This window comes from Acidimicrobiales bacterium (assembly GCA_041394245.1).
Taxonomy (GTDB): Bacteria; Actinomycetota; Acidimicrobiia; order Acidimicrobiales; family Aldehydirespiratoraceae; genus JAJRXC01.
In genome coordinates this window covers 42,793-64,014 of sequence record JAWKIR010000003.1, presented here as the reverse complement: position 1 = coordinate 64,014, position 21,222 = coordinate 42,793, and the positions used below count along the sequence as shown (strand labels likewise).

The following is a 21,222-nucleotide window of genomic DNA, read 5'->3' as shown; positions in this document are numbered from 1 at the left end:
ACCGCCCCCGCCCATGGTGTCGGTCACCAACGTCACCAAGGCCTTCGGCGATGTCGTCGCCGTGTCCGACGTGTCGTTCACCGTCGGCCCGGGGATCACCGCCCTGCTCGGACCCAACGGTGCGGGCAAGTCGACCCTGTTCCGGATGCTGTGCGGGTTGGCCCCGCCGACCCGGGGCACGGTCCGCGTGCTCGGCCGCGACGCCCGCACCGACACCGCAGTGCGCGGACAGATCGGCCTCGCGCCACAACAGGACGGACTCTTCGACCGGCTCGACGCCCGCCAGTTCGTCGAGATCGCCGCGATGATGCACGGGGTCGACGACCCGGCCGCCGCGGCGCGTCGTGTGCTCGACATCGTGCAGCTGGATGCGACCGACACCAAGAGCGTGGGTGCCTACAGCAAGGGGATGCGCCAACGGGTGAAGCTGGCGGCCGCCCTCGTCAACGATCCGGCGGTCCTGATCCTCGACGAGCCCCTCACCGGCCTCGATCCGGTGCAGCGCCGTCGGATGATCGCCCTCTTCAACGAGCTCGCCGCAGCGGGGAAGTGCCTCCTCGTCTCCAGTCACGTTCTCGACGAGGTGGCCAAGCTGGGATCGCGGATCCTCGTCATCGCCCAGGGTCGCCTCGCCGCATCGGGCGACTATCACGCGCTCCGCGAGCTGATGGACGACCGTCCGCACCGCATCCGCGTCGAGGCCGACGACCCGCGGCGCCTGGCCGCCGCCCTGCTCGGGCGATCCATCGTCGACGGGGCCCATGTCGATGCCGAGGGCATCGAACTCGACACGACCGACGTCGACACGTTCGGACGCCAGCTCGCGCCCATCGCCCGCGAACTCGACGTCCGGCTGCGGGGCGTGCGACCCCTCGATGACGATCTCGAGAGCGTCTTCCGATACCTGGTGGAGGGCCGATGAGCGGCACGGTCAACGTCATCGACACGATTCGCGTCGTCTACCGGGTCCTGGTCCGCCAACTTCTCACTCGTGGGAGGGTGACCGCACTGATCTGCATCGGCGGCATCGTCGTGCTCCTCGGCTGGCTCGTCGGTCGGGCCGCCCCGGACCAACAGTTCCCCCCGTTGTCCCCTGCCGACATCGCGCTGCAGCAGCTCGAGGACGGGGTGTTCGTCGTCTCGCTGATCGGGTTCACGCTGCTGGTGCCGATCGTCGCCCTCGTGTTCGCCGGTGCGTCGTTGGGCGACACCCGCGAGGACGGCACGCTCGTCTACCTCTGGCTCCGGCCGATGCCCCGTTCTGGGGTGGCCGTCGGCGCATGGTTCGCCGCGCTCACGGTCAGCCTGCCGCTGACCCTGATCCCGATGACCCTGACCGCGATCCTGCTCGATGCCGGATCCGAGCTGGTGGTCGCCTCGGTGATCGCCACCATCGTCGGCATCCTCGCCTACAGCGCCATCTTCGTGCTGCTCGGGTTGGTGGTGAAGAACCCGATCGTGTGGGGGCTCGGCTACATCCTCATCTGGGAGGGGCTCGTCGCGAGCTTCGGCAGCGCGGCGGCGAAGGTCGCCGTGCGTGGCTACCTCAGCTCGATCCTGACCGACCGCACCGGGGTCGACATCGCCCTCGGCGACCTGTCGCAGGTGGCGGGCATCGTGGTGCCGCTCGTCGTGGCGGTGGCGGCGCTCGCGCTCGCGACGTTTCGCCTCAACAATCTCGAAGTCGCCTGATCACCAACGCCCCGAGGTCCGGCTCAGCGGCCGGTGAAGGTCGCCTTGCCCGGCCCGTGCTCCATGAAGCTGGCGACGCCCGTGACCTTGTCCTCGGTCGCGAAGGTGTCGGCGAACCCCTGCGCCTCGATCTCGACGGCGGCGTCGAGCGGCTCGTGGTATCCCGCGAGCATCACCCGTTTCGCGATGCGCAGCGAGGCGGGTCCGCCGGCATAGCGGGCCGCGAGGTCGACGGCGGCTGCCTGCACCTCGTCGGGTTCGTGGACCGACGAGATGATGCGGGCCGCGAGCGCCTCGTCGGCGGTCATGTGGCGACCGGAGTAGACGAGATCCTTGGCCAGGGTGATACCGGCGAGTCGGCTCAGGCGTTGCGTGCCGCCGCCGCCGGGGATGATGCCGAGAAGGATCTCGGGCATGCCGAGCCGGGCATCGGTGGCGGCGATCCGGAAGTCGGTGGCGAGCGCCAGCTCGAGGCCACCACCGAGCGCGTACCCGTTGATCGCGGCGACGGTGACCTGGGGAAGGTTCTCGAGCGCCAGCGCGGCGCGGTTGAAGTAGCGCGAGAACTCGAGCGCCGCCTCACGGTCGAAGTCGGGGAATGCCGTGATGTCGGCCCCGGCCGCGAAGTTGCGTTCACCGCCGGTGAGCACCACCGCACGGGTGTCGGTGTCGTCGACGAGTTGCTCGCAGATCGACAGCACGCCGGCGAGTACATCGCCATTGATCGCGTTGACCTTCGGGCGGTCGATGCGGATCGTGGCGACGCCCGGCGCCGTGTCTCGTTCGAACTTCACAAAGTCACTCATGGCCCGGCACGCTATCTTCGTCCACGAAGGGGGCAGACATGCCGACGGTGAAGGTACTCAACCAGGATGCGACCGGTGCGGTTCCGCTGCACGAGATCGAGGCCGCCGTGGTCGACGGGAGGGTCCTCACCGATGCCGGCGGTGTCGCAGAGGCGTTGGGTTGGGAACTCAAGCCCGAAGGACTGTGCCGCGGCGACGTGTGCGTCCCGGTGCGTCCCGATGCGGCGGTGCGCAACGGTGACCGGATCGATCTCGGCGCCGTCGCCTCGGTGCTGGGTATGGCCTCGATGGTCGACGAGCAGGCCGCGGTCGTTGCGGTGAGTGCGCCGGCCGCCGATCGACGGGCTGCCCTCAAGGGACGGGTCGCCCCCGGCTTCTCGCTGCCCGATCTCGACGGCAAGCTTCGTTCGCTCGAGGAGTTCAAGGACCGCAAGCGACTGCTGATCGCCTTCGCCAGTTGGTGAGGTTGCCGCTACGAGCTGCCCGGGTGGCAGACACTTCATGACGAGCTCCAGGCCGATGGATTCACGGTCATCGGCGCCTTCCTCGACGAATCGGTCGACGACGTGCGTGAGTGGGCGCAGGGCATCACCTTCCCGGTGCTGCTCGATCGTGACCATCTCCTCGCCGAGCTCTACGCGATCAGCAACGTGCCCACGGTCGTGTGGATCGACGCCGATGGTTCGATCGCTCGGCCGAACTCGGCCGAGGTGGGCAGCGACCTGTTCGTCGACTTCACCGGCATCACCCCTGACGCGCACATGGACCAGGTCCGGGCGTGGGTTCGCGACGGCGTCGTTCCCGACGATGCCGATTCCGACATCGACGATCTGGACGACGACGAGGTCGACGCCCGCCTCGCGTTCCGTCTCGCCGCGCACCTCCGCCGAGAGGGCGACACCGAGCGGGCTGCGCACTGGTTCGCCGAGGCCGCTCGGCTGGCGCCGATGGATTTCACGGTCCGTCGAGCCGCCATGCCGCTCCAGGACATCGATCCGTTCGGTGAGGCCTTCATGGAGCTCTTCGGGGAGTGGAAAGAGGCGGGAAGTCCGTACCACGGCGTTCCCCGGAGCTGACCGGCGAGACCGCCGACTCAGATCGGCGCTTTTTCGGCCGATGACTGAACGATGTCGAAACCCAGTCGGTCATGGGTCTCGCAGGATGTCCTGTGGGAGCTGGGCGCGTCGTTCATCGACGCCACCGCCCAGACCGCCGCGCCCGTCATCGAGAACGCCATCGCCCGCATCGCCGAGGTGCTCGACGCGTTGTCGATCGGGATCTGGTCGATCGACCCGGCCACGATGTCGGGTCACGCCACGCATTCCTGGTCGGTCGACGAGTGGGTGGATCTCGGTGAGGGGTTCCTGGCGACACCCGATCCCGCCGTTCGCGACGCAGTCGTCGCCGGTGGCGGAGTCGCCGTCGTGGGTCTCGAACTGGTGGTCGGCGAGGAACTCTGCGCCCGACGCGGCTGGCGGCGGGGCTACGCACTGGTCGCCCTCATCGACGAACGTCCGCAGGAGAGCGTGGTGTTGGTGGTCGCGTCGGCCACCAACAGCTGGGACGAGCGGGATCTCGAGCTGATCCACGGCGTGGTGATGCTCCTGCGTCAGTTCCACAGCCGGATCAGGATCGAGGAGCGCCTCCGCGAACGTCTCCGTCTCGACGACCTGACGGTCGCCCTCGCCGCCCGGTTCCAAGGCGTGTCTCCCGACTCGCTCGAGGCGGTGGTGGACCAGGCGCTGCGCGAAGTGAAGGACGTCTACGGCCTCGAATCGGTCGTCCTGATCGACGTGGTCGACGACACCACGATCGAGATTCCGACGATGGTCGCAAGGACGCCGCTGCCGCCCGAGTTCCGCCGTCTCCCGGTTCCCGACATCTCGGTCATCCCGGGCGCCGGCGACTACAGCCTGCGCGAGTACATCTCGGAGCCGCGGGTCCTCGACCTCGCCGAACTCGTCGATGCGCTCGTCGGGCCCGAGATGACCGACTCGCTCGACCTCCGCACCACGCCCCGAACCGTCGCACTGCTCCCGGCGTCGGTCGGTCAGGGCGACTCATTGCTCGCAGTGAGCCGCATCGGTGACGGCGACTGGAACCCGACCGAGTTCGACGCGCTGTCCACGCTCGTGTCGCTCATCGCCCAGACGCGGGGTCGTGTCGCCGCGGAGCGGGCCTCGTCGGAGCTGCTCGTCGCCCAACGCGCGCTCGTTGGCGCCGGCAAGTTGTTCCTCGAGGCCAATACGGCCACCGCCGACGCCGCGATCGGCGAGACGCTCGAGCGGATGGCGGCCCACCTCGGCGCCGATCTCGCACTCATCGCCCGCGTCGAGGCCGATCGGGAGACGATCTCCATCACCCACTCGTGGTCCGAACCGGAGTCGTTCCCGATCGACGTGGGCACCACGCTCAACCGGAACTCGATGCCCTTGATCGACGAGCTCATGGCCCCGGAGATCCGGGTGAGCGTGCTCGACTCGCAGCGCGCGGACGCGCCGCCGCTGCGGGACAGTGTGGACGGCAAGTGGACGACGGTGGTCGCACCGATTCGGGGCACCGGGCTGCCGCCGGCGGCATTGACCTTCATCTGGTCGACCGGCGAGGTTCCGCATCTTGAAGCCGCCCGGGAGCTCGCCAACGCCACGGCCGATCTCGTGGGTCAGCTCCAGGTGCGGCTTCGGGCCGAGGAGGAGATCACCCGGCGGCTCCACCTCGACGACGTGCTGTCCGACATCGCGGAGACGTTCCTCGGGGCGTCGCTCGACAGTTCCGATGCCGCCGCCGCTCGGGCACTGGCCCGACTCGGGGTCGAGCTGGAGCTCGAGGGGGTTTGCCTTCGCGGGGTGCGGTCCGGCCGAAGCATCGTCGAGTCTTCGTGGTCGGTGCCGGACCGTCCGCGCCCGATACCTGGCCAGGAGCTGCAGTTCACCGGCGAATTGCAGGTCGACCAGCTGAGCGAGATCGAGGCGGTGCAGACCGAACCCGAGTGGTCCGCGTTCGTCGACGAACAGTGGGGCCACGGTGTGCGGATCGCGGTGTTCCCCGTCACGATCGGCGGTCGAATCGACTCGCTCGTCACCGTCGCCGCCAGTCGGGCGATCGCCGACCACGCCGTCGAGGTGATCCGCTCCTTCGCCGTGATGCTCGGACAGTTCCGGGCCCGACTGGTCGAGGAACGGGTCGCCCAACAGCGCCTGGCGGCGCAGCGCCTGCTCAGCAAGTGCGCAGCGGAACTGGCCGAGGCGACGCCCGACGACTTCCGCGACGTGCTCGCCCGGGTGATGGGAGCAGTGGCCGAGTTCTGCGGCATCGATCTCCTTGTCGACTGGACCGTCGAGTCGCGCCACGAGCGTTACCTGCGGTCGGCTGTCTGGGTTCACGACGACACCCATCCCGACGAGCTTCCGGCCGAACGACCCTGGAAGCCCGGTTCCCTGCTCGATGCGGCGCGAACGTCGGGCACGGTCGCCCAGCGGGTCGTCGACGTCGACGACGACTGGGGCCGGACCCGTCTCGCGATCCCTCGAGGGGACGGATCATCGGTCGAGCACATCATGCTCGCGGCCTCGAGTACGTCGGAATGGTCAGAGGACACGATCGATCTCCTGGAGTCGCTCAGCCGGATGATCCAGGAAGTTGGCGCCAGGACGGCGGCCCAGCGCTATGCCCAGGCGGCGTTCCTGGGTGCGCCGATCGGCGTCGTCTTGCGCGACGAGGAACTCAAACTGATCACGTGCAACCAGGCATTCGTCGATTTCGTGGGAGCGGAGTCGGCCGAAGCGTTGGTCGGCACGTCCCCGCAACACGTCTACGACGACCAGTACGAGACCGTTGCGTGGGCCGAGGAGGCCAACGGTCAGCTGACCTCGGAGGCGGCGTTCCGTGGACCCGGTGACACCCGAGTCTGGGGCCAGATGCGCGGATCGGTGATCGAGGGCGAGAGCGGAGAGCACTTCTGGCTGATCCACATCGAGGACGTGACGGAGCGTCGCCGGGCCGAGCAGCTGCTGCGGTTCCAGGCATCGCACGACGAGCTGACCGGGCTCGCGAACCGCCGCCGACTGCTCGACGAGATCCACCGGGTCGCCGACGGATCCGGGTCGGTGGCGGTACTCCTGCTCGACCTCGACCGCTTCAAGAACATCAACGACTCGCTGGGCCACGACCGGGGCGACGAACTCCTCGTCGTGGTCGCCGACCGCTTGCGTCTGGCCGTGCGGCCGGGGGACCTCGTGGCCCGCCTCGGCGGTGACGAATTCGCCGTGGTCCTACCCGGGCCGGTGGACGTGGCCGAGGCCGAATTCGTCGCCGAGCGGCTGATGCGCCTGATCGGCGAGCCGGTGGCCCTGGGGAGTCAGAAGGTCTACCCGACGGCCAGTATCGGTATCGCCGTGGCCGACGACCAGACCGCGGTCGACGACCTCATTCGCCGCGCCGACACGGCCATGTACCGGGCGAAGTCGCAGGGCCGGGCCCGCTCGGAGGCCTTCGACGAAGAACTCCGGGAAGCCGTGCAGGCGCGGATGGAGACCGAGGCCGGGCTGCGCGGGGCGCTGCGCAGCGACGAGCTGCTCGTGCACTACCAGCCGGAGTTCGACCTTCACGACGGCACGGTGCTGGGCGCGGAGGCGCTGGTCCGTTGGGAACACCCCACCCGCGGCCTGCTGTCGGCCGGCGAGTTCATCGAGGTGGCCGAGGAGACCGGGTTGGTGGTCGAGATCGGCGAGCGTGTCCTCGTGGCGGCGTGTGCCGAAGCCGCCACCTGGCCCGGCGGGGATGACGCCCCGGTGATCCGCGTGAACCTCGCGGCGGCCCAACTCCAGCGCGAGGAGACGGTGGCGCTCGTTCGGCGAGTGCTCGGCGATTCGGGCCTCGCTCCGTCACGACTCTGTCTGGAGATCACCGAGTCGGCGGTCATGAACGACGTCCACCGTTCGGAAGAGATCCTCGGGCGGCTCAAGGAACTCGGCGTCCACCTCGCGGTCGACGACTTCGGCACCGGCTTCAGTTCGCTCGCCTACCTCAAGCGGTTCCCCGTCGATGCGCTGAAGATCGATCGGGCGTTCGTGAGCGATCTCGGCGACGACGCATCCGATGTCGCCTTCGTCCGGTCGATCGTGTCGCTGGCCGACGCGCTGGGACTCGATGTGGTCGCCGAGGGGGTGGAGACGGCCGCGCAGGCCGCGATCCTGATCGAGCTCGGATGCCATCGGGCCCAGGGGTTCTACTTCGGTCGCCCGGCTTCGGCCGACGCGTTCCGGGCCCGGCTCGCCCAGTCGGTCAGCTGAGAAGCGCCATGTTCCCGGCCGCCATGCGCACCCGGCGGCCCACCGTCTCCTCCTCGGTGATCAGCTGCATGAAGTCGGGGTCGTCGGAGACGCCCCACGATCGCGAACCGTCGTCGAACTCGACCACGGCGATCGCCCGCTCCGGACCGTCGTGGCCGTACTCGACGGTCACGCCTCGCACGGTGGCGTCGCCCTCGCGTTCGGGGTCGGCGATCGGCCGGCCGGGACCTCGCAGACCCAGGTCGTGCACCTGGTGGGGTGCGGCCGGCGGGGTCGTGGAGTAGACGCCGATGGAATGCTTGGTCGCGTGGCCGCCGTTGCCCTGGACCACGCCGATCGAGCCGGGGTCCGCCCGCAATGTCGCCACCATGCCGACGAGAGCCTGACCGGCCGCGAAGTTCAGCGGTGCTCCTGCGAAGGCAAGTCCGCCGGTGACGGTGAGGCGCCGCCCGGGATCGATGCCCAGTTCCTCGGCCGTGAGTGCGACGATCGAGGGAAAGCAGGAGTACAGCTCGATGTGGTCGATGGCGTCGACCGACCCGAGGGCGTCGACCAGGGTCGACGCCGCGGCGCGCAGCCCCGGTGCGACATGGATCTCCTCCCGATCGAGCATCGTCGGGGTGTCCTCGGAGTTGACGCACAGCGCCGGGTACACGCGCTGTGCCTCGGGAACACCGAGTGCATCGGCGCGTGCGGAGCTGCAGATGATGATCGCGGCCGCGTGATCGACGGTGTTGTTGGCGCACATCGCCTTCGTGTAGGGCCAGCTCACCATGCGGTTCCGCGCCGACGGTTCGCGGATCTCGGCGTCGGTCGGGTTCGAGCGGTCGGCCGCGTGCGGGTTGTCGGCGGCGACGGCGGCGTAGCCGGCCCACGTCCGAGCGGCACGGTCTCGGGCCTCGTCGAGCGTCTCGCCGCGATGGGCCCGGATCGCACTGTCGAGGATCGCGTAGCTGTTGCGCGGAGTGTCACCGCCGCGGCCCATGGACACGCGGTCGCCCATGTCGAGCGGCGGGCCCCAGGTCTCGACCTCGTCGGGCCGGATGTCGTCGCGTCGCGGTGGCTCCTCGCCCCGTTTCGCCAGGGCCCGCCGCGTGAGGTTGCACTCGCCGCCGGTGAGGACGGCGAGGTCGACGTCGCCGTCCTGGATCCGTCGGGCGATGGCGTGGGTCGAGGAGATCGGGAGGTTGCCGCCGAAGGTGGTCAGGATGGAGTGGACGGGTTGGGTCAGCCCGAGTTCGTCGGCGACCTGGGCGCCCGGGTTCTTGTAGCGCCAGAGCCCGCCGATCACGGCGATCGTGTCGATCTGCGCGAGCAGCGCATCGGGGTCGGTGCCGCTGTCGGCGCTCGCGTCACGGACCGCCGCCGCCATCAGATCGATCGGGTCGGGGGCATCACCCGGGCGCTCCTCGGCGGCGGGGCGATGCGAGGTCTGGGCGACACCGATGATGACAGGGGTTCGAGGGTCGATGCTCACGGCGCATAGGGTACGCGGCATGGATGTCACCCCCGACCTCGTCAACCTGAGCGGCAAGGTGGCCGTCGTGACCGGCGCCGCGCAGGGCATCGGTGAGGCAACGGCCCTGGCCCTCGCCGCGTTCGGCGCCGATGTCGCGATCTGTGACAACCAGGCCGACAAGCTCCCCGGCGTGCAGGCCGCGATCGAGGCGATCGGACGACGATGTCATTCGACGGTGCTCGATGTGCGCGACGAACCCGGCGTGGGTGCATGGCTCCCCTCGGTCGCCGCCGAACTCGGCCCGATCGACATCCTCGTCAACAACGCCGGTGGCGGTTTCCACGCGCTCTACGAGAACGTCTCGCCGAAGGGCGAGGGCGTTCTCATCGCGGAGAACTTCGGCACGGTGACGAACTGTGTGCGCCACGGTGTTCCGTTGCTGCGCGACGGCGGTGCGATCGTCAATGTCACATCGGTCGAGGCGTATCACGCCGCCCCGGGCTTCGCCGTCTACGCGGCGATGAAGGCGGCCGTCGAGCAGTTCACCAAGACGCTGTCGATGGAGCTCGGCCATCGCGGCATCCGGGTCAACTGTGTGGCCCCCGACATGATGCCGACCCCGGGTGACGAGGAACTCCAGGCCGACAGCAGCGCGCTGATGCCGGGGCTGCACCCCACCTCGCTGCGGCGTATGGGCGACGCCACCGAGTGCGCGTCGGTCATCGTCTTCCTGGCGAGCGACATGGCGAGCTTCGTGACCGGCACGTCGATCCCCGTCGACGGGGGCACGATCGCCGCGGCGTCGTGGAAGGTGCGCGAGGACGGCACCTTCGGGCTCTAGGAGCCGATCAACTCGTAGCGGTCCAGGTCGGTCCGACGGCACTTCCACCAGTAGTCGACGGTGGAGCCCGGCCAGTTGTTGACGACCTTGCCGGACTCGTTCTTGTACCAGCTGCTGCAGGACGTGACCCAGACCCGCTTGCCCATCCGTTGCTGGATCCGACGATTGAAGCGGTCCTGTTCGTGGCGGTGGAGGTCGATGGCGGCGATGTCTCGGTCGCGCATCTCCTCGAGCAACCCGATCGTGTGGTGGATCTGTTGCTCGATCATGAAGATGATCGAGTTGTGGCCCAGGTTCGTGTTGGGTCCGTAGAGCATGAACAGATTCGGGAAATCGGCCACCGTGATACCGAGGTAGGCCTCGGCACCCTTGGCCCACCGGCGTCGGATCGAGACACCGTCGCGCCCGATGAAGTCGATCGGCGCGAGGAAGTTGTTGGTGTCGAAACCGGTGCCGAAGATGATCGTGTCGACCCGGTGGTGGACACCGTCGTCGGTGACGATGCCGTCGGCGACGATCTCGCGGATGCCCGTGCCCACGACATCGACGTTGTCGCGTTGCAGCGACGGATACCAGTCGCTGTGGGCCAGGATCCGGGTGCAGCCGATCGGGTAGTCGGGGGTGAGCACGGCGCGCAGGTCGTCGTCGGGCACCACCGACTCGAGGTACTTCATCGCGCCCTCGGTGGCCTTCTTGTTGGCCAGTGAGCCGGTGTTGAAGACCTGGTTCACGATCAGTTCGAACGTCAGGTAGATCCGGAGGCGATGCAGGCGGCGCAGGCCCGGGATTCGCCGGAAGCGTCGACGCTTCGCCTCGCCGATCGCCGGATTCTCGCGGGGCATCACCCAGTTGGCGGATCGCTGGAAGAGGTCGAGATGACCGACCGTGCCGGCGATCTCGGGGACGAACTGCACGGCGGACGCGCCGGTACCGATCACTGCGACGCGGCGACCGGCCAGGTCGTGGTCGTGGTTCCAGCGGGCCGAGTGGAACGTGGTTCCCTCGAAGGAATCCAGACCAGGGATCGGAGGAATCGACGGTCGGTTGAGTTGGCCCAGCCCGGAGATCACGATCGCGGCCCGGATCTCGTCGCCGTTCGTCGTCGTGAGGACCCACTCGGTCGCGTCGTGGTCCCACACGGCCGCAGCGATTTCCGTGCCGAAGCGGGTGACCTCGTGGAGTCGATGCTTGGCGGCCGTGGCCTGGATGTGGGCGAGGATCTCCGGCTGACCGGCGAATGTCTCGGTCCAGTCGGGGTTGGGTTCGAACGACAGGGTGTAGAGGTGTGCGGGCACGTCGCACGCAGCGCCGGGGTACGAGTTGTCGAGCCACGTCCCGCCGAAGTCGTGCGACTTCTCCACGATCTCGAAGTTGTCGAATCCGGCTTCGCGCAGCTTGATCGCCGTGCCGATCCCGGCGATGCCGGCGCCGATGACGACGATCCGGGGGTTTCGGGTCATGTGGGCCTTCTGTCGTGAGCGATCGGTTCCTTGCGACGTCGGGTCACCACCGACTGGCTCGCGATCGCCTGGAGTCGGCCGTCGTCGCCCCAGATGCGGATCTGTCCGTGGCCGAATCCGTGGCGGATGCCGGCCGCCTCGATCTCGAGCAGGTACCACTCGGTCGGATGCACGTCGAGCACGCGAAGGGTGTTGTCGAGGCTGTTGCTCGACAGTGCTTCGCCCGAGGTGATGGCGATGCCCATCGGGACCCAGTCGCCGAGCACGGCGAGCGTCGTGGCGGAGGGTTCGAAGGCCTCCGGGGGCTTCGCCCACATGCAGACGTGGCCGGGCCCGTGTCCGGTCGGTCCACCGTGTCGGTGTCCGGCCGGTGCCTTCGCGAGGAGTTGGTCCATGTACTGACCGAGGCTCTCCTCCTGGTAGTGGTGGTCACGCGGGTGGCACTCCGACGGTGGGAGCACGGTCGGCATCACCGGGAACTCTCGTTCCACGTCGAGTTCGCGGCGCCCCAGGGCGGCGGTCACGGCGACGACCTCGTTGTCGCCGACATGGCCGATCACCCGGGCCTGCGACGTGAAGCGACTGCTCACCGACACGTGGACATCGAGGTCCATGACCGAGCCGACCGGTGCGAACGACAGGTACTGGGCGGTTGCCCACACCACGGGGCGTCGGGTCGAACCCTCCAGCGCGGCGATGGCCGCACCGAGTGCAGCGCCCCCGAAGAGGAACCGCGACCCGACGCTGATCTTCGGAATGATGGGCAGGATCCATCGCATCGGGTTGTGGGTCGACTCGAGACCGAGCCACTCGCGGGCGTCCATCCCGCAAAGCTATCGGTGTGCGACCTGGCGGAGCGGGGTCAGCCGATGGCCAGGAGGATCTCGGCGGCGGCCCGATCGGGATCCTCGAACGGGCCGAAGTGGGTGCGGTCGGGCCACGGCGTGAAGGTGCCGGCGGGCAACGCGTCGACCAGGAGCGGGGCGACCGTCGCCGGGGGAGCGCCGTCGCCCGAGCCGACCACCGTCACCGGAATCGACACCTCGCCGAGATGGTCGAACAGATCGTGGGCGGCCCCTTCGAAGGTGCGGGCCTCGTTCTCTCCGGTGGTCTTGAGGGTCACCCCCTCGTCGGTCTCCCGGAACCCGTACATCACATAGTCGCGCAGCGTCGCCGGGTCGACCGCCGCGAAGGGTCCCTTGCCCGTGTAGCGCTCGATCACCTCGTCGTACGAGCCGAAGTCGTGACGGCGGCGTCGGGCGCCGGCTGCCAGTGGATTCTCCGCGGTGTCGGACCGCAGTGACGTCGGGAAGACGATGGGCTCGAACAGCCATGCCGCGGCGATCGTTCCCGGGCGACGCAGCTCGGTGGACAACACGATCGCCCCACCCATGGAGTGCCCGCACGCGGCGATCGGTTCCGCGGGCCCGAGATGGTCGATGACCGCCAGGGCGTCGTCGACCATGCCCCGCCAGGGCAACGCCATGTCGGGCGTGATGCTGTCGCCGTGCCCACGGAGGTCGGGCGCCCAGACGTGGAAGCGATCGTGCAGTCGTGCCGCGATCTGCGAATAGCAGCGTCCGTGGAAGCCGGTCGCGTGGAGGAAGAGCAGTGGAGGCCCCGCCCCGCCGAGGTCGTGGAGCGCGACGACGACGCCATCGGACGACTCGATCATCTCCGCCATGGGTCGACTCAGTCGCCCTCAGGCAGCAGATAGAAGCCGTCGTCGTCGGCTGCGATGTCGAGCACGGTCATGAAGCGGCCGTTGCCGACCGTCATCGCGCACAGGGCGGTCAGTTCGATGATCTCCACGTCGGTGAAGTGGGTCTTGACCCGGTCCATGAACTCGTCGTCGATCGAGTGGTGGTCGGTCGCGAAGCGGTCGGCGAACTCGCCGGCGATCCGCTCCCGTTCGGTCAGACCCTCGATGGGAGGCGCCTCCCCGATCGAACACGCGATCACGTGTTGCACGCCGCTCTCGTCGAGACCCTCGGCCTCGGCCTTGGGTGAACGGGTGTTGAGACACACCGGGCAACCGTTCGCCACCGCCACGCGGAGTCGCGCGATCTCGCGCAGCCGGGGCGACAGGGAGGTCTTCTCGTAGACGGCCTGTGAGTAGGCCCCCATGCCGATCGCGACATCGGGCTGCATCATCAGGAGCCGCTCGCGTTCGAGCCCTCGACCATCGGGAACATCGATCCGTGCCATGGCGTCGAGCCTACGGGCGAGTGAGCACGGCAGCCATCCAGCCCTCCTGCGCGAGCGAGCGCTCGATTGCGGCGCCGTACGCCGTCGCACACCGGTGGAGCTGTTCCTCGCCGAGAATGCCGGCAACGACCAGCCGGCGATGGGCCGTCGGCAACGTCGGCGCGATGCGCTCGTGGATGTCGATGGTCACGTTGACGGTCACGAGATCCACCGGGGCGACGGCGAGATCGGCCGAACCCGCGATCACGTCGACGCGATCGGCGACCCGGTTCCGATCGGCATTGGCGCGGGTCGCCGCGATCGCCGCCGGATCGATGTCGACCGCGATCACGTGCGCCCCGAGCACTGCCGCGGCGATGGCGAGCACGCCGGTTCCGCAGCCGATGTCGAACACCGCGAGCGGCGACGGGCTCTCCTCTCCCAGCAACTCGAGTGCAAGACGCGTGCTGGGGTGCGATCCGCTCCCGAACGCGTGCCCCGGGTCGATCGCGATCGGCTGGTGGCCGGCCGGCGGGTCGAGCCAGGGCGGATGGACGGCGAAGCGCCCGGCGTACTCCACGGTGAGGAGGTCGCGGGCCGCGTCGAGCCCGTGGGTGTCGTCGAAGCGGTCGATGGCGGCGTCGGGCGCCAGCGCGTCGCGAGCGCGATCGGCCGCTTCCGGATCGGCGAACGCCGCACGAAGTCGTCCCGGCAGTTCCTCCACCCCGACCGCGCCCCGCTGCCACAGATCGAACGCGAGCCTCTCGGTCGCGTGCTCGTCGGTCGTGTCGACCGCGACGGTGAGGAGGAAGTGGCTCAGGATGTCATCGCTTGAGGACGTTGGGTCGACCGAGGCCCTGCGCCTCGCACATCGCCATGTAGGCCGCGTAGATCCCGGCGGCGTCGGTGATCGATTCGACGTTGCCGTCGGCATCGAGGTTCAGATTGGCGCCATAGATCTGGAACCACACGTCGGTGAGTTCGGTGTTGTCGTCGAGCACGTGGAGCGAGTGCTCCGAGCCCGCCGGTTCGAACAGGAAGGACCCGGCCCGGTTGACGTAGGGATACTCGGCGTACTTCCACGCTCCGCTGAGCGTGTAGCCGAAGACCTGGCCGGTGTGCTTGTGCTTTTGGACCACGGAGCCGGGTGCGAACCGGTTGCGCACGATCCACAGGCCGAGTTCGACATCGGCCTGGACCAGCTTGATCTCGACACCGGTGCCGGTGTCGACCCAGGGGATCTCGTCCTCACCGAGGTGAACGGCTTCCGTCAGTGCGCTGTCGAGAGAAGTCATGACCGGAGCGTAGGTCAGTCGTCGTCGTGCTGGCGAAGGAAGCGTTCGAACTCTGCGGCCAGATCGTCGGCGTTGGGCAATGTCGACGCAGTCCTCGCGTCGTAGCGCTCCTCGAGCCGACGGACGTAGTGACCGATGTCGTCGTCGTCGGCCATCGCCTCGTCGACCCGGGCTTCCCACTCACGCGCTTCCTCATCGAGTTCGGCCCAGCGCGTGGGCAGACCGGTCACCCGCTCGAACCGTTCGAGAAGGGCACGGGACGCCTTCGGGTTCGGCGCGCCCGAGACATAGTGGGGCACGCTCGCTCGGAGGGACACGGCGGGAATCCCGATGCGGTCGAGATGCTCGTGCAGCGCGCCGACCACACCGGTCGGGCCCTGGTAGGACGGCCGGTCGAGCCGCATGAGCTCGGCCAGTTCGGCATCGGTCGTCGATCCGGTGATCGAGGGTGGTCGCGTGTGGGGGGTCTCGGCGATCATCGCCCCCAGCGTCACCACCATCTTGACGTCGAAGCGGCGGACGACCTCGACGACGGCCTCGACGAACGTGCGCCAGCGGAGATGGGGCTCCACCCCGTCCATCAGCACGAGATCACGGTCACGCCCGTCGAGGGGCAGCGCGTAGATGTCGTTGTGGGGCCAGACGATCTCGCGGCGCCCCGACGGGTCGAGGCGTACGTGGGGTCGCCGTTCGTTGAAGTCGAAGAACTCATCGGCGTCGACATGCCCGACCTTCGTCGCCGCCCCTCCCCGGAGTGCCTCGACGGCACCGGTTGCGGCGCCGCCGACGTCGAAGAGTCCGTCCCACGCGGTCACGAGGATGGGGCTCCGCAGGTCCCGCGTCGGTTCCTGGTCCCAGATCAGCTGCTCCACGTCACCAGCATGCCGTTGCGGGGCGGCCCGCGCCCACCCGTCGGCGACTCACGGGCGGCTCGCGACTGCCGATGGAGTGGTCGTGACGATCGAGCCCGATTTCGAGTCGGATCCCCGTTGGGATCCCGTGCTGCTCGAGCGCGTCGTCTGGGGCCGTGTGCTCTCCTCGGTCGCGTTGAGCATCGTGGTGGCCCTGTTGCCGGGATTCGGCCCGCAGCGATTCGCCATCTCGGCCCTCCTCCTGGGGCCGATTCCGGCGGGTTCGTTCATCGTCAAGCGGCTGGTGGAGCCGGATCGCGTGCTCGCCGTCTCGATCACGGTCGACATGGTCTGGTGTCCGGTCGTCGCACTGCTGCTGCCGAGCACCTACTCGCCGTCGATGCTGGTTGCGGTGGTGATGCTCGCCTTCGTGGCCAACGAGAGCGCCCGGGAACTCGTCATCTCGGCCGTCATCGGGGCCGTCGGCTTCATCGTCGTCGGTGTGGTGCGAGACGTCGAGCTGTGGGCGGCGATGGTCGCGGTGTACATCGTGCTCCTGCCGCTGCTCTTCTTCATCTCGGTGACGCAGCGAGAGCGTGAGCATCGCAACAAGCGCCGCATCCAGCATCGGGTCGAGCACGACTCGCTGACGGGCTTGCGGAACCGCACCGGTCTGGCCGCAGCGATGTCGACCGAGGACGTCGATGCGGTGATCGCGATCGACCTCGACGGCTTCAAGGACATCAACGACACCCTCGGTCACAAGGCCGGTGACGAGCTCCTCGTGGCGCTCGCCACGCGAATGGACGACGTGATCGGCACCGGCGGCGCGCTGGCCCGGACCGGTGGTGACGAGTTCTCGGTGCTGGTGCGCGGTGCCGACGCCAACGTCATGGCCGGCGAGATCCTTCGCGCCTGTCGTCACCGGATCGCGCTCGGCGACATCGATGTCTCGGTCGGGGCCTCGATCGGTGTGGCCTTCGCCGAACCCGGCATCGAGCCGGGGGAGTTGCTCCGTCGCGCCGACCTCGCCATGTACGAAGCGAAGCGAACCCAGGTGGGAGTGCGTCGCTGGTCGGGTCAGACCCGCACGGCCTCCCGGCTCCGTGTGAGCCTCTCCGGCGACGTCGAGCGGGGCTTCGAGCGCGGCGAGTTCGAACTCTTCTTCCAGCCGATCGTCGAGATGACGTCCGGACGACTCGTCGATGTCGAAGGACTGCTCCGGTGGCGACATCCCGAGCACGGTCTTCTCTCGCCCGCCGACTTCCTCGAACTCGTCGAGGGAATCGGGCACCGATCCAGCATGGACCGGATGGTCTTCGATCAGGCCGCCGAGCTGGCCGCTCGACTCCAGCCGCACAACGTCGGCGTCTCCGTCAACGTGTCTGCCGGCAGTCTGCAGCGGTCGTCGGTCCCGCAGGCACTCGACGACGCGCTGCGCCGCCACGACGTCGTCCCGCAACGCATCACCGTCGAGGTGATCGAGGACGAGATGGTCGACGAACGGTCCACGGCCCGCGCCGTGCTCAGCGCCCTCGGCGAGCTCGGCGTCGGCATCGCGATCGACGACTTCGGGACCGGCCACTCCTCGCTGGCGCGCCTTCGGCGACTTCCCGTCACCTCGCTCAAGATCGATCAGAGCTTCGTCTCCACGATGATGGTCTCCGAGGACGACGAGGCGATCGTCACCGCCGTGAGCCATCTCGGCCGGGCGCTCGATCTGATCGTGGTCGCCGAAGGCGTCGAAGACGACGCGGTGCGCGACCACATGGTCGCCCGGCAACTCCCGATCGACCGACTCCAGGGCTATGGCATCGCCCGGCCCATGCCCGCGGTCGAGCTGCTCGACTGGATCAGCGAGCGAAACCTCAGCCGAGCCTGAGCACGCGGGCTGCGTTTCCACGCAGGAACGGTTCCCAGACGTGGTCGCGGAACGGTACGTCGCGCATCTGCTCGAAGATCTTGTCGAGCGAGAGCCCCATCGGGAAGTAGCCGCCGTAGATCACCTTCTCGGCGCCCCGGGTGTTGGCATAGTCGATGATCGCTTGGGGGTAGTGCTTGGGCGCGAAGGCCGACGTGGAGTAGTGCAGGCCGGGCCACTTGAGCATGAGCTTCACCGCGAGGTCTTCCCACGGTTCACAGCCGTGACGGGTCACGAAGGTCAGCTCGGGGAAGTCGTACATCACGTTGTCGATGCGGCGCACGTGCTGGGCATCGGCCGGCACCCGAGGGCCCGGGATCCCGGCGCAGCAGAAGATCGGGATGTCGAGCTCGACGCAGAGCGCGTAGATCGGATACATCAGCGGCGCGTCGATCGGCACCTGCGGGTTGCGGCCCGACGGAAACGCGGTCACCGCCTTCAAGCCGAGCTCGGCGTGCATCCTGCGGATCTTGCGGAGCGCGTCGACCCCCTCGTTCGGGTCGGCCTCGTAGGCGGCGATGAACCGATCGGGGTGGTCCTTCACACACTGGTTGCCGTAGCCGTCGCCCTCGGGCTTGCAGCCGACCATCGCGATCTCGACTCCGGCCCGGTCCATGAACGGCAACAACAGATCGGCGCCCTGCGGCGGCTCCTCCAGTTCGCCGTCGGCGTCGCGCGCTTGGTCGGAGAACGGCACGTCCTTGAACATGTACTGCGCCGGGAAGTTCATGTTGGCCGACTCGGCGTCCTTCAGGGCCCGGTCGAGGAACTTGTAGCGGTCCTTGCCGGTGGTGCCGGCGGTGGTGCCCATCATCGTGTCGATCACTGCGATGCCGTCAGGAAATGCGTTGCCCTCAATACCCATGCGCCGACCCTAACGGGTACGGTCCGCGGGCATGGTTTCGAGCGCAGGGGATGGACGCCACACGTTCACGACGAGCGACGGGTTGACACTCGTCGCCGACCGTCGTGGTGAGCCGGGCGGGCGCAACGTGATCTTCCTGCACGGCGGTGGACAGACCCGCCATTCGTGGGGCGGCACCGCGGCGGCGGTGGCCGGTCGGGGGTGGACGTCGTGGACGGTCGACGCCCGTGGCCACGGTGAGAGCGACTGGCACCCCGACGGTGACTACCGGCTGTCCGGGTTCGCAGCCGACGTCGCCCATGTCATCGACCAAGTGGGTGGTCGCCCGGCGATCGTCGGCGCGTCTCTGGGCGGGCTCACCTCGTTGCTGCTGCTGGGTCGCGAATCACCGGGCGCGGCGAGCGGTCTCGTGCTCGTCGACATCGTCCCCGACATGGAGAAGAAGGGTGCGGATCGGATCGCCGAGTTCATGATGGCCAACGCAGAGTCGGGGTTCGCCACGCTCGAGGAGGCGGCCGATGCCGTGGCCGCGTACAACCACCATCGTGACCGGCCGCCATCGATCGACGGCCTGCGCAAGAACCTGCGCGAGCGCGACGGCCGCTGGTACTGGCATTGGGACCCGAAGTTCATCTCGCCGGTCGCCGAACGGGGTCCGTCGGAGATCAACGACCCGACCCTGCTGATGGAGTGCTCCAAGGCGATCGCGGAGCCGATCATGCTCGTCCGGGGCCGCATGAGCGACGTCGTGTCGCCCGAGGGCGCGGCGGCATTCGTCGACGAGGTGCCGAATGCGGAGTTCGTCGACGTGAGCGATGCCGGCCACATGGTGGCCGGAGATCGCAACGACGCCTTCACCGACGCCGTCGTCGGCTTCCTCGACCGTCTGGACTAGCGGACCCTCAGCGCAGGTAGACGTATTGGGCGTCGACCATCAGGTGCTCGACACCGGCATCGCGAAGGGGCACCGAGAGATCGACCGGATCGCCGTCGGCGGTGGTCTGCATCCCGTGGTCGGCGCACAGCACAATGGCCGTGCGGTCGAGCACTCCCCGCCGGTCGATCTCGTCGATGACCTCGCCCATGCGGGCGTCGGTGTCGCGGATGGCGGTCCGACCGATCTCGCTGTGGGGTCCGCCGTAGTGGCCCACCGAATCGGTGAGGTTGAGCGTCACCCACGAGAAGCGGGGGAGTGCCCCGAGCGCTCCGGACCAGCAGTGGCGCGCATCGGCCACGCTGCGGGCGTCGTAGACGCTGTAGTTGCGGAACTCGGGAATGCCCATGAAGTCCGGGGTCCGGTGCCGTCGGCGGTCCTCGTCGCTCATCGGACCCTGCGGTCCCCCGGAACTGAGCTGGAGGTAGCTGGACCAGTCGGCGCCCCGGTCGCCGTATTCGTAGGTGGCGACCGAGACCGCGTCGGGTTCGTTGCGGTGCAGTGCCTCGTGGATCGTCTCGATGTCGGCCCTGAGGTGGTCGCGGGCGGTGATCATCTGGCGGTAGTCGAGCAGGTCGACGACGTGGTCGTTGCCGCGGTCGTACCAGGTGTTGTGGAGGATCCCGGAGCGTCCGGGGAACACCCCGGTGGACGCGGCCGAATGGTTGGCCAGCGTGGCCGTGGGGAGGCTGGCGTAGGCGCCGTGGCGATACGACGTCCCGCGTTCGATCAGTTCGGCGGTTCGTGGCGCGTCGCCCCGGGCCGCGGCGGCGTGGAGGGCCTGCGGGTTGCAGCCGTCCCAGAGGAACAGCACGACATGATCGGGCCGGGTGTCGGGATCGAGCAGGGTCGTGGCCTCGTCGCCGTCCTGGACCCGTAGGCGCACACCGGCCCGAGCCCGCCCGAGGCCGTCGACCCCGTCGATCGTGGCGCAGCCGAGCAAGGCGGCGAGGGTGGGGGCGACGTCGACCGTGCGAATGTGTTCGTCGACGATGCCGCGGGCGACGACGCCCGGCCCCGCCGCGATGAACGGCGCCCGGGCCTGGGTGGTGGCCAACGAGCCGTGTTCGCCGACGTTGCCGTGGAAGCGGTGGGTCGGCGCGTGCAACACCACCAGATCGGGGGCATGGGGCGAGTCGAAGTACTGGGCCACGCTCGCCATGGCGTGCGGTGTCGGGTGCTCGCCGAGTCGGGCCCACGGGTCGTCGGTCTCGACCTCGACGCTCGTGCGCTGGTCGGTCCGCTGGTCGCCCAACGGGTTGTCGCCGACCTCTGCGAGGATCTCGATCATGTCGTCGGCGCTGCGGACGAAGTCGACCGAGCCGCGCGCCGAGGCCGCACGGTACCCGTCGGCCGTTCGCCGCAGGACGGTGTCGACTTCGGCGTCGAGGGCCGGGTCGATGAGCACCGTTTCGGCGAGAGCGGCCGGGTCGATCGAGGGATCGGGCATGGGCCGAGCGTAATCCACTCATCGGTTGGACATCGTGGCCGATTCTCCTAGGGTGGACCCCGTGAAGACGCCAGCACCCTCCCCCCAGCACCAGCTGCTTCTTCTCGTGTAGGCGAGCGCCCCATACGGCGCTCGCCGAACCCCTCGTGCCCTCGGGCCCGGGGGGTTTC

General features: G+C 68.7%; 18 protein-coding genes and 1 pseudogene. 8 read left to right on the top strand and 11 right to left on the bottom strand.

Annotated elements, in window-relative coordinates; genetic code table 11:
- Nucleotides 1-13 precede the first annotated feature (13 nt).
- On the top strand, nt 14-922 hold the full coding sequence (locus tag R2707_14880) for an ABC transporter ATP-binding protein (GenBank protein MEZ5246383.1): 909 nt from the start codon (nt 14-16) through the stop codon (nt 920-922).
- Nucleotides 919-1,692, top strand: a complete 774-nt coding sequence (locus tag R2707_14875; GenBank protein MEZ5246382.1) for a hypothetical protein — start codon at nt 919-921, stop codon at nt 1,690-1,692. The genes R2707_14880 and R2707_14875 overlap by 4 nt, the downstream gene beginning before the upstream one ends.
- A gap of 23 nt (nt 1,693-1,715) precedes the next feature.
- Here R2707_14875 and R2707_14870 read toward each other — a convergent pair whose 3' ends face one another.
- Nucleotides 1,716-2,498, bottom strand: a complete 783-nt coding sequence (locus R2707_14870) for an enoyl-CoA hydratase/isomerase family protein (protein MEZ5246381.1) — start codon at nt 2,496-2,498, stop codon at nt 1,716-1,718.
- Nucleotides 2,499-2,536: 38 nt separating this feature from the next.
- Here R2707_14870 and R2707_14865 point away from each other — a divergent pair, with 38 nt between their 5' ends.
- The 3 genes and pseudogenes from R2707_14865 (at nt 2,537) to R2707_14855 (ending at nt 7,789) form a co-directional block, all read left to right on the top strand.
- Nucleotides 2,537-2,962, top strand: a complete 426-nt coding sequence (locus tag R2707_14865) for a hypothetical protein (GenBank protein ID MEZ5246380.1) — start codon at nt 2,537-2,539, stop codon at nt 2,960-2,962.
- Between the two features lie 12 nt (nt 2,963-2,974).
- Nucleotides 2,975-3,574 (top strand): annotated as a pseudogene (locus R2707_14860) (redoxin domain-containing protein).
- A gap of 51 nt (nt 3,575-3,625) precedes the next feature.
- Nucleotides 3,626-7,789, top strand: a complete 4,164-nt coding sequence (locus R2707_14855) for an EAL domain-containing protein (protein MEZ5246379.1) — start codon at nt 3,626-3,628, stop codon at nt 7,787-7,789.
- On the opposite strand, the gene R2707_14850 is transcribed toward R2707_14855, so the two are convergent.
- On the bottom strand, nt 7,782-9,266 hold the full coding sequence (locus R2707_14850; protein ID MEZ5246378.1) for a hypothetical protein: 1,485 nt from the start codon (nt 9,264-9,266) through the stop codon (nt 7,782-7,784). The two genes, R2707_14855 and R2707_14850, sit on opposite strands and share 8 nt — an antisense overlap.
- Nucleotides 9,267-9,285: 19 nt before the next feature.
- Between R2707_14850 and R2707_14845 the strand changes: the two genes are divergently transcribed.
- The gene (locus R2707_14845) at nt 9,286-10,089 is read left to right on the top strand and encodes an SDR family NAD(P)-dependent oxidoreductase (protein MEZ5246377.1); all 804 of its coding nucleotides are present in this window, start codon (nt 9,286-9,288) and stop codon (nt 10,087-10,089) included.
- Here the strand turns inward: R2707_14845 and R2707_14840 are convergent.
- The 7 genes from R2707_14840 to R2707_14810 form a co-directional block, all read right to left on the bottom strand.
- Nucleotides 10,086-11,549, bottom strand: coding sequence for an NAD(P)/FAD-dependent oxidoreductase (locus R2707_14840; GenBank protein ID MEZ5246376.1), 1,464 nt, complete (start codon nt 11,547-11,549; stop codon nt 10,086-10,088). The two genes, R2707_14845 and R2707_14840, sit on opposite strands and share 4 nt — an antisense overlap.
- On the bottom strand, nt 11,546-12,373 hold the full coding sequence (locus tag R2707_14835) for a thioesterase family protein (protein ID MEZ5246375.1): 828 nt from the start codon (nt 12,371-12,373) through the stop codon (nt 11,546-11,548). The genes R2707_14840 and R2707_14835 overlap by 4 nt, the downstream gene beginning before the upstream one ends.
- A 38-nt stretch (nt 12,374-12,411) precedes the next feature.
- On the bottom strand, nt 12,412-13,233 hold the full coding sequence (locus R2707_14830) for an alpha/beta hydrolase (protein ID MEZ5246374.1): 822 nt from the start codon (nt 13,231-13,233) through the stop codon (nt 12,412-12,414).
- Nucleotides 13,234-13,241: 8 nt separating this feature from the next.
- Nucleotides 13,242-13,757, bottom strand: coding sequence for a carboxymuconolactone decarboxylase family protein (locus tag R2707_14825; GenBank protein ID MEZ5246373.1), 516 nt, complete (start codon nt 13,755-13,757; stop codon nt 13,242-13,244).
- A 10-nt stretch (nt 13,758-13,767) separates the two neighbouring features.
- Nucleotides 13,768-14,460 carry a 50S ribosomal protein L11 methyltransferase gene (locus R2707_14820; protein ID MEZ5246372.1) on the bottom strand — a complete coding sequence of 231 codons (693 nt, stop codon included), beginning with the start codon at nt 14,458-14,460 and terminating at the stop codon, nt 13,768-13,770.
- A gap of 100 nt (nt 14,461-14,560) precedes the next feature.
- Complete coding sequence (locus R2707_14815) at nt 14,561-15,031, bottom strand: 2,4'-dihydroxyacetophenone dioxygenase family protein (protein MEZ5246371.1); 471 nt, start codon at nt 15,029-15,031, stop codon at nt 14,561-14,563.
- Nucleotides 15,032-15,045: 14 nt separating this feature from the next.
- On the bottom strand, nt 15,046-15,903 hold the full coding sequence (locus R2707_14810; protein ID MEZ5246370.1) for a PAC2 family protein: 858 nt from the start codon (nt 15,901-15,903) through the stop codon (nt 15,046-15,048).
- An 82-nt stretch (nt 15,904-15,985) separates the two neighbouring features.
- Between R2707_14810 and R2707_14805 the strand changes: the two genes are divergently transcribed.
- The gene (locus tag R2707_14805; GenBank protein ID MEZ5246369.1) at nt 15,986-17,764 is read left to right on the top strand and encodes a bifunctional diguanylate cyclase/phosphodiesterase; all 1,779 of its coding nucleotides are present in this window, start codon (nt 15,986-15,988) and stop codon (nt 17,762-17,764) included.
- Here the strand turns inward: R2707_14805 and R2707_14800 are convergent.
- Nucleotides 17,751-18,668: an amidohydrolase family protein gene (locus R2707_14800; protein ID MEZ5246368.1), complete on the bottom strand. Its 918-nt coding sequence runs from the start codon at nt 18,666-18,668 to the stop codon at nt 17,751-17,753. The genes R2707_14805 and R2707_14800 overlap by 14 nt on opposite strands.
- A gap of 31 nt (nt 18,669-18,699) precedes the next feature.
- Here R2707_14800 and R2707_14795 point away from each other — a divergent pair, with 31 nt between their 5' ends.
- On the top strand, nt 18,700-19,563 hold the full coding sequence (locus R2707_14795) for an alpha/beta hydrolase (protein MEZ5246367.1): 864 nt from the start codon (nt 18,700-18,702) through the stop codon (nt 19,561-19,563).
- 7 nt (nt 19,564-19,570) lie between these two features.
- Here R2707_14795 and R2707_14790 read toward each other — a convergent pair whose 3' ends face one another.
- Nucleotides 19,571-21,052 carry an alkaline phosphatase family protein gene (locus tag R2707_14790; GenBank protein MEZ5246366.1) on the bottom strand — a complete coding sequence of 494 codons (1,482 nt, stop codon included), beginning with the start codon at nt 21,050-21,052 and terminating at the stop codon, nt 19,571-19,573.
- Nucleotides 21,053-21,222: the final 170 nt, after the last annotated feature.

Excerpts from the sequence above, each read along its gene's own strand:
- R2707_14865 (MEZ5246380.1), top strand. The coding sequence starts at position 2,537 with ATGCCGACGGTGAAGGTACTCAACCAGGATGCGACCGGTGCGGTTCCG.
- R2707_14875 (MEZ5246382.1), top strand. The coding sequence starts at position 919 with ATGAGCGGCACGGTCAACGTCATCGACACGATTCGCGTCGTCTACCGG.
- R2707_14790 (MEZ5246366.1), bottom strand. The coding sequence starts at position 21,052 with ATGCCCGATCCCTCGATCGACCCGGCCGCTCTCGCCGAAACGGTGCTC.
- R2707_14855 (MEZ5246379.1), top strand. The coding sequence starts at position 3,626 with ATGTCGAAACCCAGTCGGTCATGGGTCTCGCAGGATGTCCTGTGGGAG.
- R2707_14800 (MEZ5246368.1), bottom strand. The coding sequence starts at position 18,668 with ATGGGTATTGAGGGCAACGCATTTCCTGACGGCATCGCAGTGATCGAC.
- R2707_14845 (MEZ5246377.1), top strand. The coding sequence starts at position 9,286 with ATGGATGTCACCCCCGACCTCGTCAACCTGAGCGGCAAGGTGGCCGTC.
- R2707_14840 (MEZ5246376.1), bottom strand. The coding sequence starts at position 11,549 with ATGACCCGAAACCCCCGGATCGTCGTCATCGGCGCCGGCATCGCCGGG.
- R2707_14880 (MEZ5246383.1), top strand. The coding sequence starts at position 14 with ATGGTGTCGGTCACCAACGTCACCAAGGCCTTCGGCGATGTCGTCGCC.
- R2707_14835 (MEZ5246375.1), bottom strand. The coding sequence starts at position 12,373 with ATGGACGCCCGCGAGTGGCTCGGTCTCGAGTCGACCCACAACCCGATG.
- R2707_14825 (MEZ5246373.1), bottom strand. The coding sequence starts at position 13,757 with ATGGCACGGATCGATGTTCCCGATGGTCGAGGGCTCGAACGCGAGCGG.
- R2707_14815 (MEZ5246371.1), bottom strand. The coding sequence starts at position 15,031 with ATGACTTCTCTCGACAGCGCACTGACGGAAGCCGTTCACCTCGGTGAG.
- R2707_14870 (MEZ5246381.1), bottom strand. The coding sequence starts at position 2,498 with ATGAGTGACTTTGTGAAGTTCGAACGAGACACGGCGCCGGGCGTCGCC.
- R2707_14830 (MEZ5246374.1), bottom strand. The coding sequence starts at position 13,233 with ATGGCGGAGATGATCGAGTCGTCCGATGGCGTCGTCGTCGCGCTCCAC.
- R2707_14795 (MEZ5246367.1), top strand. The coding sequence starts at position 18,700 with ATGGTTTCGAGCGCAGGGGATGGACGCCACACGTTCACGACGAGCGAC.